The organism is Rhodanobacter ginsenosidimutans, from assembly GCF_042655685.1.
GTDB classification, from domain to species: domain Bacteria; phylum Pseudomonadota; class Gammaproteobacteria; order Xanthomonadales; family Rhodanobacteraceae; genus Rhodanobacter; species Rhodanobacter ginsenosidimutans.
In genome coordinates this window covers 118,261-135,693 of the sequence record NZ_JBHSMM010000002.1, presented here as the reverse complement: position 1 = coordinate 135,693, position 17,433 = coordinate 118,261, and the positions used below count along the sequence as shown (strand labels likewise).

The 17,433-nt window shown below is 63.1% G+C and carries 16 protein-coding genes, 1 tRNA gene and 1 pseudogene; 8 read left to right on the top strand and 10 right to left on the bottom strand.

Going from position 1 to position 17,433, the window contains the following annotated elements:
• Window positions 1–76 precede the first annotated feature (76 nt).
• The 3 genes from alaS to ACFPK0_RS10360 all read left to right on the top strand — a co-directional run bounded on the left by alaS (window position 77) and on the right by ACFPK0_RS10360 (window position 3,348).
• Window positions 77–2,704, top strand: a complete 2,628-nt coding sequence (alaS, locus tag ACFPK0_RS10370) for an alanine--tRNA ligase (RefSeq protein WP_377340553.1) — start codon at window positions 77–79, stop codon at window positions 2,702–2,704.
• Window positions 2,705–2,976: 272 nt separating this feature from the next.
• On the top strand, window positions 2,977–3,186 hold the full coding sequence (gene csrA / locus ACFPK0_RS10365; protein ID WP_056077959.1) for a carbon storage regulator CsrA: 210 nt from the start codon (window positions 2,977–2,979) through the stop codon (window positions 3,184–3,186).
• A gap of 69 nt (window positions 3,187–3,255) precedes the next feature.
• Window positions 3,256–3,348 (top strand) — tRNA-Ser (locus ACFPK0_RS10360).
• A gap of 162 nt (window positions 3,349–3,510) precedes the next feature.
• Here ACFPK0_RS10360 and ACFPK0_RS10355 read toward each other — a convergent pair.
• A pseudogene (locus tag ACFPK0_RS10355) lies at window positions 3,511–3,640 on the bottom strand (arsenical resistance protein ArsH); the annotation flags it as partial.
• Between the two features lie 92 nt (window positions 3,641–3,732).
• On the opposite strand from ACFPK0_RS10355, the gene ACFPK0_RS10350 reads away from it, so the two are divergent.
• The 4 genes from ACFPK0_RS10350 (at window position 3,733) to ACFPK0_RS10335 (ending at window position 7,986) form a co-directional block, all read left to right on the top strand.
• On the top strand, window positions 3,733–4,242 hold the full coding sequence (locus ACFPK0_RS10350; protein ID WP_056602711.1) for an arsenate reductase ArsC: 510 nt from the start codon (window positions 3,733–3,735) through the stop codon (window positions 4,240–4,242).
• Window positions 4,239–5,327 (top strand): ACR3 family arsenite efflux transporter, encoded by a 1,089-nt coding sequence (arsB, locus tag ACFPK0_RS10345; RefSeq protein ID WP_056602712.1) that lies wholly within the window; start codon window positions 4,239–4,241, stop codon window positions 5,325–5,327. Before ACFPK0_RS10350 ends, arsB begins: the two co-directional genes overlap by 4 nt.
• Before the next feature lie 128 nt (window positions 5,328–5,455).
• A complete protein-coding gene (locus ACFPK0_RS10340) occupies window positions 5,456–5,824 on the top strand; it encodes an ArsR/SmtB family transcription factor (RefSeq protein ID WP_056604985.1) in 369 nt (122 codons plus the stop codon).
• Between the two features lie 218 nt (window positions 5,825–6,042).
• On the top strand, window positions 6,043–7,986 hold the full coding sequence (locus tag ACFPK0_RS10335; protein ID WP_377340547.1) for an FTR1 family protein: 1,944 nt from the start codon (window positions 6,043–6,045) through the stop codon (window positions 7,984–7,986).
• A gap of 125 nt (window positions 7,987–8,111) precedes the next feature.
• Here the strand turns inward: ACFPK0_RS10335 and ACFPK0_RS10330 are convergent, their stop codons facing one another.
• From ACFPK0_RS10330 to ACFPK0_RS10295, 8 genes are all read right to left on the bottom strand, one after another.
• The gene (locus ACFPK0_RS10330) at window positions 8,112–9,014 is read right to left on the bottom strand and encodes a cation diffusion facilitator family transporter (protein ID WP_007080857.1); all 903 of its coding nucleotides are present in this window, start codon (window positions 9,012–9,014) and stop codon (window positions 8,112–8,114) included.
• On the bottom strand, window positions 9,014–9,634 hold the full coding sequence (locus ACFPK0_RS10325) for a cation efflux transmembrane domain-containing protein (RefSeq protein ID WP_007080856.1): 621 nt from the start codon (window positions 9,632–9,634) through the stop codon (window positions 9,014–9,016). The genes ACFPK0_RS10330 and ACFPK0_RS10325 overlap by 1 nt, the downstream gene beginning before the upstream one ends.
• A 3-nt stretch (window positions 9,635–9,637) precedes the next feature.
• Complete coding sequence (locus tag ACFPK0_RS10320; RefSeq protein WP_007080855.1) at window positions 9,638–9,871, bottom strand: hypothetical protein; 234 nt, start codon at window positions 9,869–9,871, stop codon at window positions 9,638–9,640.
• A gap of 97 nt (window positions 9,872–9,968) precedes the next feature.
• Window positions 9,969–10,292 carry a P-II family nitrogen regulator gene (locus ACFPK0_RS10315; RefSeq protein ID WP_007080854.1) on the bottom strand — a complete coding sequence of 108 codons (324 nt, stop codon included), beginning with the start codon at window positions 10,290–10,292 and terminating at the stop codon, window positions 9,969–9,971.
• Complete coding sequence (locus ACFPK0_RS10310; RefSeq protein WP_007080853.1) at window positions 10,289–13,423, bottom strand: efflux RND transporter permease subunit; 3,135 nt, start codon at window positions 13,421–13,423, stop codon at window positions 10,289–10,291. The genes ACFPK0_RS10315 and ACFPK0_RS10310 overlap by 4 nt, the downstream gene beginning before the upstream one ends.
• On the bottom strand, window positions 13,423–14,520 hold the full coding sequence (locus ACFPK0_RS10305) for an efflux RND transporter periplasmic adaptor subunit (RefSeq protein WP_040670371.1): 1,098 nt from the start codon (window positions 14,518–14,520) through the stop codon (window positions 13,423–13,425). Before ACFPK0_RS10305 ends, ACFPK0_RS10310 begins: the two co-directional genes overlap by 1 nt.
• Window positions 14,517–15,680, bottom strand: coding sequence for a TolC family protein (locus ACFPK0_RS10300; RefSeq protein ID WP_040670433.1), 1,164 nt, complete (start codon window positions 15,678–15,680; stop codon window positions 14,517–14,519). The genes ACFPK0_RS10305 and ACFPK0_RS10300 overlap by 4 nt, the downstream gene beginning before the upstream one ends.
• Window positions 15,681–15,892: 212 nt before the next feature.
• Window positions 15,893–16,207 (bottom strand): hypothetical protein, encoded by a 315-nt coding sequence (locus ACFPK0_RS10295; protein WP_377340543.1) that lies wholly within the window; start codon window positions 16,205–16,207, stop codon window positions 15,893–15,895.
• Window positions 16,208–16,545: 338 nt separating this feature from the next.
• Here ACFPK0_RS10295 and ACFPK0_RS10290 point away from each other — a divergent pair, with 338 nt between their 5' ends.
• A complete protein-coding gene (locus ACFPK0_RS10290) occupies window positions 16,546–17,010 on the top strand; it encodes a DUF305 domain-containing protein (protein ID WP_007080849.1) in 465 nt (154 codons plus the stop codon).
• Between the two features lie 68 nt (window positions 17,011–17,078).
• Here the strand turns inward: ACFPK0_RS10290 and ACFPK0_RS10285 are convergent, their stop codons facing one another.
• The gene (locus tag ACFPK0_RS10285) at window positions 17,079–17,432 is read right to left on the bottom strand and encodes a copper-binding protein (RefSeq protein WP_007080848.1); all 354 of its coding nucleotides are present in this window, start codon (window positions 17,430–17,432) and stop codon (window positions 17,079–17,081) included.
• Window position 17,433: the final 1 nt, after the last annotated feature.

The following is a 17,433-nucleotide window of genomic DNA, read 5'->3' as shown; positions in this document are numbered from 1 at the left end:
ACCCCCGCGGGATCATGGAGAAACCGCCGGGGCGCGTCACGGTGTGGCCTTTTGTCGTCCGCCATTCCCGATCCGCATGAAAACCTCCGAAATCCGCTCCACCTTCCTCGATTATTTCCGCGCCAAGGGCCACACCATCGTGCCGTCCAGCTCGCTGGTGCCGTCCAGCGATCCCACGCTGCTGTTCACCAACTCCGGCATGGTGCAGTTCAAGAACGTGTTCCTTGGCAGCGAGAAGCCTGGATACGTCCGCGCCGCCGATGTGCAGCGTTGCCTGCGAGCGGGCGGCAAGCACAACGATCTGGATGCGGTGGGCTACACCGCCCGCCACCACACGTTTTTCGAGATGCTGGGCAACTGGTCGTTCGGCGATTACTTCAAGCGCGATGCGATCGTGTTTGCATGGGAGTTGTTGACCGGCGTGTTAAAGCTGCCGGCGGACAAGTTGTGGGTCACCGTGTACCAGACCGACGACGAGGCGTTCGACATCTGGAACAAGGAAATCGGCGTGCCGGCCGAGCGCATCGTGCGTATCGGCGACAACAAGGGCGCGCCGTATGCGTCCGACAATTTCTGGCAGATGGCCGACACCGGCCCCTGCGGACCGTGCACAGAGATCTTCTACGACCACGGCGCCGACATCGCCGGCGGTCCGCCGGGTTCGCCAGACGAGGATGGCGATCGCTACATTGAGATCTGGAACCTGGTGTTCATGCAGTTCGACCGCGCGCCCGATGGCACGCTGAGCCCGCTGCCGGCACCGTGCGTGGATACCGGCATGGGCCTGGAGCGCCTCGCCGCCGTGTTGCAGCACGTGCATTCGAATTACGAGATCGACCTGTTCGCCAACCTGATCCGCGCGGCGGGCGAGTTCACCGGCACGGCGGATATGGCCAACAAGTCGCTGCGTGTGATTGCCGACCACATCCGCGCCTGCTCCTTCCTGATCGTCGATGGCGTGCTGCCGTCCAACGAGGGCCGCGGCTACGTCCTGCGCCGCATCATCCGCCGCGCCCTGCGCCATGGCTGGATGCTGGGCGTGCGCGGCGATTTCTTCTGGAAGATGGTCGCGCCGCTGGTCGCCGAAATGGGCGTGGCGTACCCGGAGCTTGCCGCGAAGCAGGCGTTCGTCGAGGACGCGCTGCGCACCGAGGAGCATCGCTTCGGCGAAACCCTGGAGCACGGCATGCGCGTGTTCGACGAAGTGGCGCAGAAATCCACGAAGACCATCGCCGGTGAGGATGCGTTCCGGCTGTACGACACCTACGGTTTCCCGGTCGATCTCACCGCCGACATCGCGCGCGAGCGCGGCCTCGATGTGGACATGGATGGCTTCGAGCAGGCCATGGACGCACAGCGCCAGCGCGCTCGCGCCGCCGGCCGCTTCGAAGCGAAGGGACAGATGCCGGCGGAACTGGCCAGCCAGCTGAAACCCACCGTGTTCCTGGGTTACGAGGCGTTGCACAGCGAAGGCAGCAAGCTGCTCGGCATCGTTCGCGATGGTCGCCAGGTGGACCAGCTGGACGAAGGCGAGGAGGCGCTGCTGATTCTCGACCGCACGCCGTTCTACGCCGAGTCCGGCGGCCAGGTGGGCGACCAGGGCGAACTGATCCACGCCCACGGCCGTTTCGACGTCGATGACACCTTGAAGATGGGCGGCGTGTTCTTCGGTCACGCCGGCCGCTGGCATGGCACGCAGCCATTGCGCACCGGCGATCTGCTGGCGCCGCGCGTGGATGCCACGCGCCGGCAGGCGATCGTGCTCAATCATTCGGCCACCCATTTGCTGCATGCGGCGTTGCGTCAGGTGCTGGGTGATCATGTGGCGCAGAAGGGGTCGCTGGTGGCACCGGAGCGGCTGCGTTTCGACTTCTCCCATTTCAAGCCGATGAGCGCGGACGAGTTGCAGCGGGTCGAGGCGATGGTCAATGCCGAAGTGCGCCGCAACGCCACCGCGGAAATCCACAACATGGGCTACGACGAAGCGATCGAATTCGGCGCGATGGCCTTGTTCGGCGAGAAATACGGCGACGAAGTGCGCGTGCTGAAGATGGGCGATTTCTCCACCGAACTGTGTGGTGGCACCCACGTGGGCCGCACCGGCGACATCGGCCTGTTCAAGATCACCGGCGAAGCGGGCGTGGCCTCCGGCGTGCGACGTATCGAAGCCGTGACCGGTGCGGGCGCGCTGGCTTGGGTGGCGGACGAAGAGCGCCGCCTGGCCGAGTTCGCGCATCTGCTTTCCAGCAGCGGTGACGACGCGGTCGAAAAGCTGCGCCAGTTGTTCGATCGCCAGAAAAAACTCGAGCGTGAGTTGGACGCGCTGCGCAGCAAGGCCGCTGGTTCCGCTACCGCTGACCTGGCCGGCAGTGCCGTTGATATCGACGGGATCAAGGTGGTGGCGGCGCGGCTGGAAGGGCTGGATGCCAAGTCGTTGCGCGACAGCGTCGACCAGCTCAAGCAGCAGCTCGGCGATTGCGTTGTTCTGCTGGCTGGCGCCTCCGACGGCCGGGTGTCGTTGATCGCGGGCGTGCACGGCAAGGCGCTGCAGCGGATCAAGGCGGGCAACGTCGTTGGCCACGTCGCGGCACAGATCGATGGCAAGGGTGGCGGGCGTGCCGACATGGCGCAGGGTGGCGGTTCCGATGCGCCCGGGTTGCCTGCCTTGCTGGCGGCTTTGCCGCAATGGGTGTCGGCCCAATAAGCCAGCATGAACGCGAGCTTGCCTATGCCATTAGTTACTGTTGCCGCGCATTGCGCGTGGTAATGACGCTCAGTTAGTATCAATGACAGTGTCGGCGCCACCGGTAACGGTGGTGTCGCCAGTCAGGACGCCATGGAGTGTTTTGGCTGTGAGCCGGGAAGGCGAGAGGGCCTTCGACGGATCAATCGTCGAACTGCGCAACGAGGAACTCAGGGGTGAGGTTCCTCCCACCGCAGGCCTGTGAACAACAGCATTAATGGAGTAGCAAAATCATGTTGATTCTGACCCGCAGGGTCGGTGAAACCCTGATGATCGGCGACGAGGTGACCGTTACCGTTCTCGGAGTAAAGGGCAATCAGGTGCGTATCGGTATCAACGCGCCCAAGACCGTCGCCGTCCATCGCGAAGAAATCTATCAGCGGATCAAGGGCGAAAACGATGCCGGCGGCACGCCGGACGCGCCCACCGAACACGATCACTGAATTAAGCCTTTACCTCGAGCCCGCCGGTCAGTATCCTTGCCGGCTCCGCAGCAGTGCGGCGAAAAATCCGGAGAGATGCCCGAGAGGCTGAAGGGGCTCCCCTGCTAAGGGAGTATAGGGTCAAAAGCCTTATCGAGGGTTCGAATCCCTCTCTCTCCGCCAGATACATCAACTAAAGCCATGATTTTCGTGGCTTTTTTTGTGCCCTAAGGAAAGCTGGTGTGCCATTGGGTATGCCAGTGATTGTTGCTTCTGGTTGGGTCTTGTTGGGCTTTGTTCAAGAGATGGTTCCGACCTATGCGTCCGACGAGGAAGCGAGGTGCACGGGCGCAGGGAGCCATACAGGATCAGGAAGCGTGGCGGATGGGTGGAGTCGGCCGGCAGGGGCCAGCTTGGCCAAGCTGGGCGTTTCCAGCACATCGGCAGCAATGTGGGGCAGGTCCTGCATCGTCATGAACACGGTTCCCGTTACCTTGAACGGGTCCCGTTGCCTTGATTTGATTATTCTACCATTATGGAATTATAGAATTTAACCCGAGACCGTCATTGCAGCCGTGCCGCGTTCTGTTCATCTGCACGGGCAATTCCGCCCGCAGCATCCTGTCCGAAGCGACCCTCAACCATTTGGGCAAGGGCCGCTTCGAAGCGTTCAGCGCCGGCAGTCAGCCGACCGGCCGCGTCAATCCCCATGCGATCGAAGAGCTCAAGGCATTCGGCATCTGTACCGAAGGTCTCAGTAGCAAGTCGTGGGACCGTTTCACCGGGGAAGATGCCCCACCGCTGGATATCGTGATCACGGTTTGCGACAACGCCGCCAATGAGACGTGTCCAGTGCTGTTCGGCGATTTCGTAAAGGCCCACTGGGGCCAGCCCGATCCGGCGGCGGCCCAAGATGCCGGTGCTGCGATCGAGGCTTTCCGCTTGGCCCACACGCTGGTGCTTTATCGAGTTACCGCACTGGTGAACCTGCCGGTGGAAACGATGAGCCGGGACGCATTGAAGCAGGCGCTGGATCACATCGGCACCCTCACCGACGTCGAAGAGGCACACGCGTGAGCCAGCTGTCTGCCGATGTGATCAAGGCCCATCCGGATGCGGCCAGCGGCACCCGCATCGGCTTCTTCGAGCGCTACCTCACGGTCTGGGTCTTGCTGTGCATCGTGGCGGGCACGGTTCTGGGCCACTGGCTACCTGGCACCTTTGAAGCCTTGGGAGGCATGCAGGTTGCCCAGGTCAATCTGCCGGTGGCCGTGCTCATCTGGTTGATGATCATCCCAATGCTGTTGAAGATCGATTTCAGCGCGCTCGGTGGCGTGCGCCAGCAATGGAAAGGCATTGGCGTCACACTTTTCATCAATTGGGCCGTCAAACCGTTCTCGATGGCGCTATTGGGTTGGATCTTCATCCGTCACGTCTTTGCCGGGTATCTGCCTGCGGACCAACTCGATTCCTACATCGCCGGCCTGATCCTGCTGGCCGCGGCGCCGTGCACGGCGATGGTGTTCGTGTGGAGCAATCTGTGCCACGGCGAACCGAACTTCACGCTGAGCCAGGTCGCCTTGAACGACACGATCATGGTGGTCGCGTTCGCACCCATCGTGGCGCTGCTGCTGGGCATTTCCTCGATCACGGTGCCGTGGAACACGTTGCTGTTGTCGGTACTGCTCTACATCGTCGTGCCGGTGGCCATCAGCGTGGTGCTGCGTCGCTGGATGCTTTCACGAGGTGGCGAGGCACGGTTGCAGGCATTGCTCCAACGGCTGGGGCCGGCGTCCCTGTTAGCGCTGCTGGCCACCCTCGTGCTGCTGTTCGGTTTTCAGGGCCAGCAGATCCTGGCCCAGCCGACAGTGATCGCCATGCTGGCTGTGCCGATCCTGATCCAGGTGTATTTCAACTCGGGGTTGGCCTACGTGCTCAACCGTCGGTTCGGGGTAGCCCATTGCGTGGCCGGACCGTCGGCGTTGATCGGAGCCAGCAACTTTTTCGAGCTGGCTGTTGCCACTGCCGTGGGTCTGTTCGGTGTGCACTCCGGCGCCGCGCTGGCCACCGTGGTCGGCGTCCTGATCGAAGTGCCGGTGATGTTGTCGGTGGTTCGCATCGTCAACGGCAGCAAGCGTTGGTATGAAACAAGGCAGGCTTGAATGGAGCATCGTCATGCGAGGTCATTACAACGTATTGTCCGTGTGCGGCCGGCTGATCCGTGATGAGCGCAAGCATTACACTGCCCACGACGATCACCGCACGCCGTTATGAGCCGACCACCCCCATCATGCAGACCAAACAAGCTCTCACGATCCTTTCCGCGCTAGCGCAGGAGTCGAGGTTGGCGGTCTATAGGTTGCTGATCGAGCACGCTCCGGACGGTCTGGCCGCCAGTGCGATTGCCGAGAAGCTGGGACTGGCCAATGCCACGCTTTCGTTCCATCTGAAGGAGCTGTCGCACGCCGGTCTTGTGACCAGCCAGCAGAGTGGGCGTTTCGTCTACTACACGCCGGTCATCGAAGCCATGAACGACCTGATTGGCTATCTTACGGACCACTGCTGCAATCAGTCTGACGGCAGCTGTGGGGTCGCCAAAACGCCGTGCAAACCACTAATCGTTGCCAACCCTCGTAAGCGTCGAACGTCGTCGCTCTGACCATCGAGACTCGGTAATTACTTCGATTGCAATCGGCTAGGCAACACCAACCTTCGGGTGACATCAGTCACCGACATGCCTTCCCGCGGCACACTGGCTCCTGATACAGGCTCGGTGGACGCCCTGGCGGAGGTGATGTGCTGGCGAATTCCTCAAGGACGAGTATCATCTATTAGATGATAACGAATCGTATTCGCACCGCTTTTCGTGGTCTTTCCATGGCGCTGCTTCTCTTGTTCGGCACGATGGCCTTTCCGATCTTGGCTCAAGATGTCATCGCGTCGGTGCCGCAAACCTGGCAGATGCTCGACTATCTGGCGACGGACTACGCGGGTGCGGTGAAAGATGGCGCGGTGATCAGCGCATCCGAGTACGCCGAGATGCGGGAATTCACATCGACGGCGCGATCACGCATCGGCGCGTTGCCATCGACCGCGACCACGCCTGCACTCATGAAGCAGGCCGATAAACTGGTGGCCTCCGTCGATGCCAAGGCGGCGCCCGCCCAAGTGGCGACGCAAGCGCATGCGCTGGCCGATGCGTTGCTGCAAGCGTATCCGGTGCCGACCGCACCGGAACACGTCCCCGACCTGGTGCGTGGGGAGGCGCTCTATCAGAACCAGTGTGCCGCCTGTCATGGCGTCACCGGACACGGTGACGGGCCCGCTGGCATGCAACTGTCGCCTCGTCCGGTGAATTTCACCGATCAGACGCGGGCAGATCAGCGCAGCGCGCTGTCGTTGTACGAGGTGATCAGCCAAGGCGTGGAAGGCACGCCGATGGTGAGCTACGAGCAGCAGCTGTCGTCCGATGATCGTTGGGCACTTGCGTATTACGTGGGCTCGCTGGCGTATACGAAGGAGGCGTCCACCGGTGCCGATATGTGGCAGCACGACACCGCCGCACAAGCACAGGTTGCTGACCTGAAGGAGCTGTCGCGCGCTCGCGTCACGCAATTGACGCCCACGCTCGATGCAGCGCGCGCACGGGCGATCCTAGGCTATCTAAGGGCACACCCTGAGGCCATTCAGCAGCAGGCCCTGGCGGGAATTCCTCTGGCACGAGCGCGACTGACGGCGAGCCTGACGGCTTACCGGGCCGGTGCCAAGGCGCAAGCCACCCAGCTGGCGCTGTCCGCCTACCTCGATGGCGTGGAGCCCGTCGAGCCGCAACTCAATGCACGGGACGGCGCACTGCGCGCCCAGCTTGAAACGGCGATGGGTGCCTATCGCACCGCGCTGACGAGCAGCACCTCGGTGGCATCGGTGTCGAAACATGCCGATGAGGTCGATGGTCTGTTGCTGCGCGCGCAAGAAGTCACCGCCGATGCTGCAGGCGATGCGGCCACCACCTTCCTGGGTGCTTTCACCATCCTGGTGCGTGAAGGTCTGGAAGCTCTGCTGGTCGTTGTCGCCTTGCTCGCCTTCCTGCGCAAGGCCGCGCGGCCCGAAGCGCTGCGCTACGTGCATGCCGGCTGGAGCCTGGCGTTGGTCGCCGGGGGTATCACCTGGGCGATCGCCAGCTACGCAATTTCCATCAGTGGTGCCGGTCGTGAGTTGACCGAGGGACTGTCATCGCTGTTTGCGGCGTTCGTGCTGCTTGGGGTCGGTCTGTGGATGCACCAGAAAAGTATCGGTGGTCGCTGGCAGGCGTATTTGAAGGAAAAGATGGCCGCCGCGCTCAACCGGCGTTCGGCGTGGTTCCTGTTCGGGCTGGCCTTCATCTCGGTCTATCGCGAGGTATTCGAGAGCATCCTGTTCTATGCGGCCCTGTGGAATGACGGCCAGGAAGTGTGGCTACTCGGCGGCATCGCCGCCGGTGCGGCCGTGCTGGGGCTGATTGCCTGGGTGCTCTTGCGCACCAGTCGTCGGCTGCCGATCGGCACGTTCTTCTCTGCCAGTTCCGCGCTGATCGCTGTGCTCGCCGTCGTGCTGACCGGCAAGGGCGTCGCCGCCCTGCAGGAAGCCGGCTGGGTGGCAGTGAGTGTCGCGCCGGTGCCGCATATCGAACTGCTGGGTATCTATCCGACTTGGCAATCCTTGCTGGCCCAGTTGGCGATTCTGATACTGCTGGCGGTCGGATTCGTGTTCAATATCCACCGAGGCCGTCAGCCGATGCCTTCATCCCCTACGACTAGGGAAGTACTGCCCGATGTCGATTGAAGGCGACGCGATATGAGTGACTGCGGTTGCCACGCAGAAGCATCCAATGCGACGGAACACGGATCCCGTGTCTCGCCCTGGGGCTCAATGCCACTCGGCTGGTCCAAGCCCTGACCATACCGCCGTCATCCGTTCCCCTTTTCGCATCCCGGCCCGCAAGGCGTGGCTTCGATTTGCAGCGTCACGTGATGGATCTCAAAACGTGCCTCAAGCAGTTGCTCCAGCTGAATTCGCAAGGCATCTCCACCAGACGCGTCTTCTTCGGCAACCACATGAGCCGCCAGGGCCGGCTTGGTACTGCTGAGCGCCCAGACATGCAGATCATGCAATGCGGCCACGCCCGGCGCGGCCAACAGCGCCGCGCGAACCTGCTCGGTGTCGATGCCTCGGGGCGCACCCTCCATCAGCACGTTGCCTGCCTCCCGCAACAGTATCCAAGTTCGCGGCAAAACCCACAGCCCAATCAGTACCGCGATGATCGGATCGGCGATGTAAAAGCCGGTGAACGTGATGATCAGCGCACCGATGATCACACCGACCGAGCCGAGCATGTCGGCCCATACTTCCAGATAGGCGCCCTTGACGTTCAGGCTCTCGCCGCTGCCGGCCTTGAGCAATCGCATCGAGATCAGGTTGATGACCAAGCCCAGCGCCGCAATCACCAGCATGCCGGTAGAGGCCACCGAGGGCGGTTCGCTGAAACGCCGTACCGCCTCCCACAGGATGTAGCCGGCGACCAGGAACAGCAGGCCGCCGTTGACCATCGCGCCGAGCGCTTCCAGGCGCGCATAGCCGTAGGTGCGTTTAGCATCCGGCGGACGCCGGCTCAAGCGTACCGCAGTCAATGAAATGCCCAGCGCGATCACATCGGTCGCCATGTGTGCCGCGTCCGACAACAACGCCAGGCTGTTGGTCAGCAGGCCACCAACAACTTCAGCGATCAGAAATGTGACGGTCAGGCCGAGCGCCCACCACAGCGGTTTCTCGTGTTTGATCACGCCGCCACCATGATCGTGTCCGGCTCCCATCACGCGTCTCCCGTCTTGTAGCTATGCCAAGCTGAGCGGAACACCCGCCAGGCCGAGCGCAGAAACATCACCAGCAGCGCCGCGGCGATGACCAGATCGGGCCAGCCGGCGGCAAACAGCCATACACCGGCAGCCGCGAGCAGAACCGCAAAGCCCTCGAATACGTCATTGCGCGAGCATTCCCACGCCGAGGCCATGTTTACGTCGCCATGACGGTACGGCGTCAGCAGCCAGAGGCAAATGCCGTTGAAGGCCAGGTTGATCACCGCGGCGAGACCGATGGCCTCGAAGATCGGCACGTTCGGATGCGCGAGCCGCCAGCCGATCTGAATGGCGACAGCTACCGCAGCCCCGAGAATCAACGCGCCCTTGAGCAGCGCTACCTTGGCCTTGGCCCGTCCGCTGGCGCCGATCACTGCCAGACTCAACAGGTAAGTCAACGCATCGCCCAGATTGTCCAGTCCGCCCGACAACAGCGACGAAGACCTGCTGTAGATCGCCGCCGACATCATCATGGCGAAGGTGACGACATTGATCGCCAGCACGATCATCAGTACCCGCCGCTGCCGCGCCTGCAAAGCGCGGATGTCGACGGTGCCGCTGCAGCAACAATCGGCCATGACTCAACCCTCCAGCATCTGCTGATGCGACTCGGTATCGCCATGTAGCCAACGGTAAAGCGTCGTCAGCGCCGGAGGAATGCCACTGAACACAATCGCTACGTCCTTGACCGAGCCGAAGGCCATGAACTGCAGGCCGCAGATCACGAATCCTTGCCGGCCCTGCTTCTCGTTTGCACCGCACAGCACGCCGTGACCGTGGCCGCGATCGTGTTCGTCGGATTCTGTCGTGCTCATGCGGGTCTCCTGTGCGGTGGTCACTCTACGCGAGCACCGCGGTGTTATGACATGACACCGAAAATGATGGGCGGGGAGTACCCCCGCCCAATCATCGTCAGCCCACTTGGCCGTCGATCGGCCACGCCCGATCCATCGTGCTCTGGTAGACCCAGCCGGCCACGCTCTGACCGGTGCGCCCGTGCAACCGAATCAGTTGCACGGCGCGCTCTGCCTGATCGTCCTCACAGAACACCTCCAGCTTGATCTGCCTGGTCACGCGTTCGCCCAGTTCCATCGAATAGCTTTGTTCCAGCGCGCTGAGCGCAGTCAACTGGCCTTTGACATCGCTAAACGACAGATAGTGGAACCCACCGTCCTCCAAGGCGTGGATGACGTCGACGATACGGCCGCGATGAATGAATGCCTTCACTTCTTTCATGGGGTGTTTTCCTTCGCCAAGCGCCGTGCGGCGCGTTCTTCGATCCAGTCGTAGAGCACTGGCAGCAGCACCAGGGTCAGCAGGGTCGAGGTGATGAGGCCACCGACCACCACGGTGGCGAGCGGACGCTGGGTTTCCGCCCCGACGCCGCTGGAGAGCAGCATCGGCACCAGACCCAGGATCGCCACGCTGGCGGTCATCATCACCGGTCGCATGCGCAACGCCGTGCCGCGAACCACGGCTTCCCTAACCGGAAGCCCTTTCTCGCGTTGCTCGTTCAAGAAGCTCACCAACACGATGCCGTTCAACATCGCCACGCCGAACACCGCGATAAAGCCGATCGCCGAGGGCACCGACAGGTATTGCCCGGTGATCGCCAGCCCGACGATGCCGCCGATGGTGGCGAACGGCACGTTGGCCAGGATCAGCGCGGCGTACTTCACTGAATTGAAGGCGGTGTAGAGCAGCACGAAGATGAAGAAGATCGTCGCTGGCACGATCAGCGACAACCGCTTCAACGCCCGCTGCTGGTTCTCGAACGCGCCGCCCCATTCGCTGTAGTAACCGATCGGTAACTTCACTTGGCTTGCGATCGCGGCATTGGCGTCCTTGACGAAGCCGTCGATGTCGCGACCGCGCACGTCCATCTGGATGACGGCGTAGCGCTGCAGCTGCTCGCGACGGATGAACGAATAGCCTTCCGCATCACTGACCTCGGCCACCTGCGACAACTGCACCAGCGCGCCGCTGGCGGTGCGGATCGGGATGCGCTGGATCGCTGGCAGGGATGCCTTGTCGGCATCGTCCAGCCGCACCGCGATGTCGAAGCGCTTCACGCCATCGAGCAAAGTCGTCACCGGCTCGCCGCCGATGCCGTTCTTCACCACGGTCAGCACGTCGTCGGCGTTGAGGCCGTAACGGGCCAGCGCATCACGATCCACCTTGATGCGGATCTGCGGCTTGCCGATGTTCGCCTCCAGTGCAAGATCCGCCACGCCGGGTACACCGGCCAGCACGTTCTTGATGCGACCGCTGAGACGATCGAGCTCGCCCAAGTCATCGCCGTAGATCTTCAACGCCAAGGTGGCACGCACACCGGAGATCAGCTCCTCGATGCGCATCTGGATCGGCTGGGTGTAGCTCACCACGGCAGTGGGCAAGGCGGCCGACAACTCTTTCTGCATCGCTTCCTCGATGCTTTCCAGCGTTTCGCCCTTGCGCCATTGATCCTTGGGCTTCAGCGGCGTGTACACCTCCATGTAGTTCACGTCGGCGGTCTCGCCTTTTTCAGCGCGGCCAATCATGGCCAGGGTGGTCTCGACCTCAGGAAACTTTTGCTTGACCAGCGCCGATACTTGCTTGGAGATGCGGATGGATTCATCCAGCGAGGCCGAGGGAATCGAGGTGATGCGCCACATGATGGCGCCCTCTTTCAGGTTGGGCATGAACTCCTTGCCCAGGAACGGAAACAGCGCGAGGCTGCCGATCAAGGCCCCGGCGGCGATGCCCAGCACGAGCTTGCGCCGTGCCAACGCCCAGGCGAGCACCGTGGCGTAGTGGCGTTTCAGGAACGCGACCAGCCAGGTGTCCTTCTCTTCCTTGGGTTTCAGTACCAGGGCGGCCAGTACCGGAATCAGCGTCAGCGCGAGGATCAGCGAGCCGGCCATCGCAAAGCTGATGTTGAACGCCATCGGCTTGAACATCTTGCCTTCCAGCCCCTGCAGGCTGAACAGCGGCAGGAACACCACGATGATGATCAGAATCGCGAACGCCATCGGGTTGGCCACCTCGCGGGCGGCCGCCAGCACGGCCGACGTGCGATCCACCGGGCCGCCATGGGACTTGCGCTCGGCCATGATGCGGTAGGCGTTCTCCACCATCACCACCGCACCATCCACCATCATGCCGATACCGATGGCCAAGCCTGCCAGTGACATCAGGTTGGCCGACAGGCCGGCCTGACCCATGCAGATGAAGGCGATCAGCATCGCCAATGGCAATGCCACCACCACCACCAGCGCGCTGCGGAATTCGCCCAGAAACAGGAACAGGATGATCGCCACCAGAATCGAACCTTCGATCAGGGCGCGCACCGCCGTCCCCACGGCCGCGTTGACCAGTTCGGTACGCTCGTACACCGGCTTCACCACCACGCCGGGCGGCAACGACTGCTTCACCGTGTCGAGCTTGGCCTTGACAGCATCGACCACGCTCTTGGCATTCTCGCCGATGCGGGCCAACGCCATGCCAAGGACCACTTCCTCGCCATCGCGCGTCACCGCACCGGTACGCGGTGCGCCCGCTTCGGTGATCGTAGCCACGTCACGCACGAAGACTGGCGTGCCGTCTTCCGTCTTCAGCACGATGTTGCCCAGATCCTTCGCGTCCTGGATCAACCCGAGGCCGCGCACCAGATACTGCTCGCGCCCGACGTCGACAAAGTTGCCGCCGACCTGCGCGTTGTTCGCCTGCAGCGCCTCGATCACCTCCTTGAAGCCGAGCTTGTGGGCGATCAGTTTCATCGGATCGATGCGCACCTGGAACTGCTTCTCCTGACCGCCCCACGAGGTGACGTCGTCGACGCCGGGCGCGGTGCGCAGAATCAGGCGGATGGTCCAATCCTGCAGCGTGCGCAGATCCATGTCGTTCGGTGCGGTGCCGGCCTTGGCACTATCCAGCTTGTCATCAGCGCGTTCGACGGTATACCAGAACACCTGTCCGAGGCCCGACGTGTTCGGGCCCATCTCCGGTTTGCCATACCCAGCCGGCAGCCGATCACCAACCTGCTGAAGGCGCTCGTTGACCAGCTGACGGGCGAAGTAGATGTCCATGCTGTCGTCGAAATACACCGACACGAACGACAAGCCGAACAGGCTCACCGAGCGGATCTGTTCCACCTTGGGCAGGCCGGCCAAGGCTGACTCCACCGGCGTGGTGAGCAGTAGCTCCACATCCTCCGCCGCGAGGCCCGACGCCTCCGTGTAGACATTGACCTGCACCGGCGTGACATCCGGAAACGCATCGATGGGCAGCTGACGTACCGCCTGAAAACCGAGAAAGCCGATCACCACGAAGATGATCAGCACCAGCACCTTGTAGCGCAGGGAAAATTCAACCAGACGTTCCAGCATCATTCTTCTCCCAGCTGCGAACGCAGCAAACGGGCCTTCAAGGCGAAGGCGCCCTTGCGCACATAGGTGTCACCGGCCTTGAGGCCTTGCGTGACGACCGTCCAGCCATCGCGCGTGTCGCCGACCATCACCGGTGCCGGCTCAAACTGGCCCTTGCCCTTGGCGAGGAACACGGTCGGCTGGTTCTGCAGCAGCACGATCGCGTCGGCCGGTACCGCGAGCTTCTGCACCGCACTACCTACGGCGATGCGCGCTTCGACCAGCTCACCGGGATGCAGTAGATCCTTGCGGTTATCGACCTCGATGCGTACCGGCACCGTGCGCGTGCGCTCATCGGTTTGATGCGAACGCTGCACGACCTTGCCGGGTATTTCGGTGTCGTGCACGAGAATGCGGACATCGGCGTCGGGCTTGACCCGTTCGGCATCGGCTGGGGCCATCTGCGCGACGACCCAAACCGAATCTTCCTTGACTAGGGTGAACAGCGTGCGGCCGGGCTCCACCCGCTCGCCCACCAGAAACTCATCGGTGGTCACACGACCGGCGGCCGGCGCGAGCAGCTCGAAACTGCCGTCGGCACCGGCCGATCCCTTGCGCAGCAAGCCGCCGATCTGTCCCTCGGACAGACCGTAGGCGCGCAACTTGGCGCGGGCCTGATCGCGTTGCACCTTCGCCTCGTTGTAGCGTCGGGCCGACACCGCCTGTGGCCCGAGCGACGCGATCCGTTGCCAGTCCTGCTCGGCCACAATCAGCGCACCTTGCGTGGCGGCCACCTCGACGCTGGAGAGCACCACCAACGGCGCGCCCGCTTTCACGACGTCGCCCAGCCGAGCCTTGCGGTCGAGCACCTGCGATTCCACCCGCGGCGACACCAGCACGGTGGAATAGGCATCGGCTTTCACTTCGCCGGGGGCTTTCAGTTCATCCGTCAGCGCGCGTAGGGCGGCCTTGTCGAGGACAAGGCCGGCGTCCTTGATCGCCTTGGCGTCCAGCGCGAGCGGATTGGCGGGTGCCGGTTCCTGCGCCATGACGGGGCCGGCCAGCGCAGTAAACAGTGCCATGCCCAGCAGGCTGCGTTTCAAAAGAGAGAGATTCATCGGGAGACTTCCAGATTGGGGCCGTTTTGAGTACGGCCGTCGAGCCAGTCGGTCAGACGGCCCGCAGCGGTGAGGTAGTCGAACCAGGTCTGCCAGGTCTGGCTTTCCAGTTCCTGGCCGGACAGTGCGGTGTCGAGACTTTGCTTGAGCTGTACGAGGTAATCGGAGGTGCTGATTTCGCCGGCACGCCAGAGCTTTTCCAGCAGCGCGGTGCGATCCTCGAACGCGGCGGCACGGCCGGTGCGGAATGCCTCGGCGGCACCGCGCAAGGCGGCGTAGCGCGCTTGCGCTTCCTGCTGTCCGGCACGCAGCACAAATTGGCGCGAGCGCACGTCCGCGGCGGCCGCATCGGCTTCCGCACGAGCGGCATCCACTTCGGCGCGTCCCGTATTGAGCACCGGCAAGGGAATGGACACACTCACGCCGATCACCTGATCGGTCCGTGGCCCGCTGCGCACCTGGCCACCCGTCAGGCTGAGCGTGGGATCGGGGATGCGCGCCCGGCGTGCGACCTGCACGCCGGCCTCAGCGCTCGCTTGCCGGGCGCGGGCCTGACGCAGTTCCGGCAGCTCGTCGACGGGCAACGGCGCGGCACTTTCGAGTGCCGGTGACAGGCCCTTGGGCAACGGAGGCAGCGCGGTCAGTTGATCGCCGCTGATGGCCAGCAGCGCCGCACGGGCCGCGGCCTCATTGCTCGCGAGCGTCGCCTGTTGCACCTGCGCCTCGCCGAGTGCGAGACCGGCCAGATCGCGTTCGGGGCTGCTGATGTCACCGACCTTGAGTCGCTGCGCGGCCAGGTCATCGAAGCGCTGCATCAGCGCCAGGCGACGCTGACCCAACTCGCTCTGTCGAGCCGCAAGTGCGGCCGTCGACCACGCTTTCAGCCAGCGGGTGGCGACGTCACGGCGCCGCAGGTTGTACCCGGCTTCGGCAGCCAGCAGGTCGGCCTCACCCTGGCTGGTCCGGGCACGACGCTTGCCGGACAGATCCAGCGGCAGGCTGATACCCGCCGTGCGCCGATTGACGTCCGCGTTCTCCGCATCGAGCGACAGTGAGGGGTTGTACAGCGGCTGCGCAGCGGCACGCGCACGGGCCTGGGCAGCATCAAGGTCTGCCCGCGCGGCCTGAACCTCGGGACTGGCTTGCCAGATACGGCGCACCGCATCCTGCAAGGGAGACGTCGCCAACGATGTCGGCGGAGAAGCTACCGGTGAGGAAGGGTGGGATACGGGGGCGGCACTGAGCATCGCCGCATACAACAGACACACGGCGCCGATCGGCACCGAACGAAAAACAGACATGAAGCCATCTCCTGAAAACGATCACGAGGCGACGCACCGCACAGGCGGTGGCGTCGCGAAACGGAACGGGTTCAGACGATGGGGGGGCGCAGCAGCGAGCCGGTCGTGGCCGGCGTGAGTCCCGAATGGAGGGTGAGCGGTGCGAAGCGTGCTTCCATCATGGCGATGGGAAGCGGCGCGGTGGCCGGCAATGTCACCGAATGCGCACAGGCACAATGGCAGCTGCGCCCTTCACCCAGAAGACAGGGATTCGCATCGTCAGCCGACACCGTACTGACCGCCAACAAGGTGGTCGGGGCAGCAGCGGTCGCCGAAGCGAATCGCGCCGCCGGTCCATCGGCCACGCAGATCGATCCGCTGACCAGTTTGATCAGCAACACGGCCACGGCCAACACCCACAGTCCGCGGTGGCGGCGCAGGCGAGTCAGCAGTGATGGTACAGACCGATACATCGTTCGATCCTATACGACAACCGCGCTGTTAGACAATTTCATTTGGGCGCCGGTCGTGATGAATTCAGACAGCCACTACCGGCACCGTTTGACCCCTACGAAGGATGGTCTATCCGCAGCACGGCGTCAGGTGCGGTCATTTCGATCGCCGCCCGAGCGCAGGCGCGCTGCGCGGAAGCGCGAGACGGCACATCGGCATACCCGTCCCACTCGGTCACGAACTTCCGACAGGCTATCGCCTACCTTGTCGCCGTTTCCTACGGAGATCCGCGATGAAGAATTCCTACGTGCGATTCCTCGCCATGATTGCCACCGCCACGGTGGTCATGTTCGGCGTGATGTACCTCAACACTTACCGGCTGGATCACGTGTTCTGGAGCCAGACCCGCGCCTGGATGGCGCTGGTGATGGGCGCGACCATGGCGGTAATCATGCTGGGCTTCATGCTGCACATGTACGCCAGCCGCACGGTGAACCTCGCCATCGTTGGCGGCGCCGTGGTGGTGTTTGCCGCTGCGCTCTATCTCGTGCGCAGCCAGGCTACCGTGGACGATATTTCCTACATGAAAGCGATGATTCCGCATCACTCGATCGCCATTCTCACCAGCGAACGTGCCCACATTTCGGATCCGCGCGTGCGCAAGCTCGCCGATGAAATTATCGCTTCGCAAAAACGCGAGATCGGCGAGATGAAGGCACTGATCAAGGATCTGGAATCGAAGCAGGCGCAGCCATAAGCATTTGTCTGGCGGCCATCACCGTGACGGGCGCTGGTCTATGTCGATAGATGCATGCGATCTGCCGCTTACGGCTGCGCTGGCGCGATCGCGGTCACCGTGCTGGCCATGCCGGCCGGATGCAGACTGATACGCACTTCGTCGCCGACCTTGACGCCCTTGAGCAGATCCGGTGACGCCAGCTTGAAGGTCATCGTCATCGCCGGCCACCCGATCGCGGCGATGGCTTCATGCTGCAACGTAATAGTGCCCTTGGCAGCGTCGGTCGCCCTGACCAGGCCCACGCCCTGGGCGTCGGCGGGTTTGGACTCATGCGTTCCGGCCATGCCAGGCATATTCGGATCCACCTGCTGAGGGTTGGCAAACACCGGAGCGGTGAACAGTGCAGCGGTAATCGCAAGGATGATGAATGGCTTTTTCATG

Excerpts from the sequence above, each read along its gene's own strand:
- ACFPK0_RS10335 (WP_377340547.1), top strand. The coding sequence starts at position 6,043 with ATGGCGCTGCTTCTCTTGTTCGGCACGATGGCCTTTCCGATCTTGGCT.
- ACFPK0_RS10290 (WP_007080849.1), top strand. The coding sequence starts at position 16,546 with ATGAAGAATTCCTACGTGCGATTCCTCGCCATGATTGCCACCGCCACG.
- ACFPK0_RS10325 (WP_007080856.1), bottom strand. The coding sequence starts at position 9,634 with ATGGCCGATTGTTGCTGCAGCGGCACCGTCGACATCCGCGCTTTGCAG.
- csrA (WP_056077959.1), top strand. The coding sequence starts at position 2,977 with ATGTTGATTCTGACCCGCAGGGTCGGTGAAACCCTGATGATCGGCGAC.
- ACFPK0_RS10310 (WP_007080853.1), bottom strand. The coding sequence starts at position 13,423 with ATGCTGGAACGTCTGGTTGAATTTTCCCTGCGCTACAAGGTGCTGGTG.
- ACFPK0_RS10340 (WP_056604985.1), top strand. The coding sequence starts at position 5,456 with ATGCAGACCAAACAAGCTCTCACGATCCTTTCCGCGCTAGCGCAGGAG.
- ACFPK0_RS10320 (WP_007080855.1), bottom strand. The coding sequence starts at position 9,871 with ATGAGCACGACAGAATCCGACGAACACGATCGCGGCCACGGTCACGGC.
- ACFPK0_RS10315 (WP_007080854.1), bottom strand. The coding sequence starts at position 10,292 with ATGAAAGAAGTGAAGGCATTCATTCATCGCGGCCGTATCGTCGACGTC.
- ACFPK0_RS10305 (WP_040670371.1), bottom strand. The coding sequence starts at position 14,520 with ATGAATCTCTCTCTTTTGAAACGCAGCCTGCTGGGCATGGCACTGTTT.
- ACFPK0_RS10285 (WP_007080848.1), bottom strand. The coding sequence starts at position 17,432 with ATGAAAAAGCCATTCATCATCCTTGCGATTACCGCTGCACTGTTCACC.
- ACFPK0_RS10330 (WP_007080857.1), bottom strand. The coding sequence starts at position 9,014 with ATGGGAGCCGGACACGATCATGGTGGCGGCGTGATCAAACACGAGAAA.
- alaS (WP_377340553.1), top strand. The coding sequence starts at position 77 with ATGAAAACCTCCGAAATCCGCTCCACCTTCCTCGATTATTTCCGCGCC.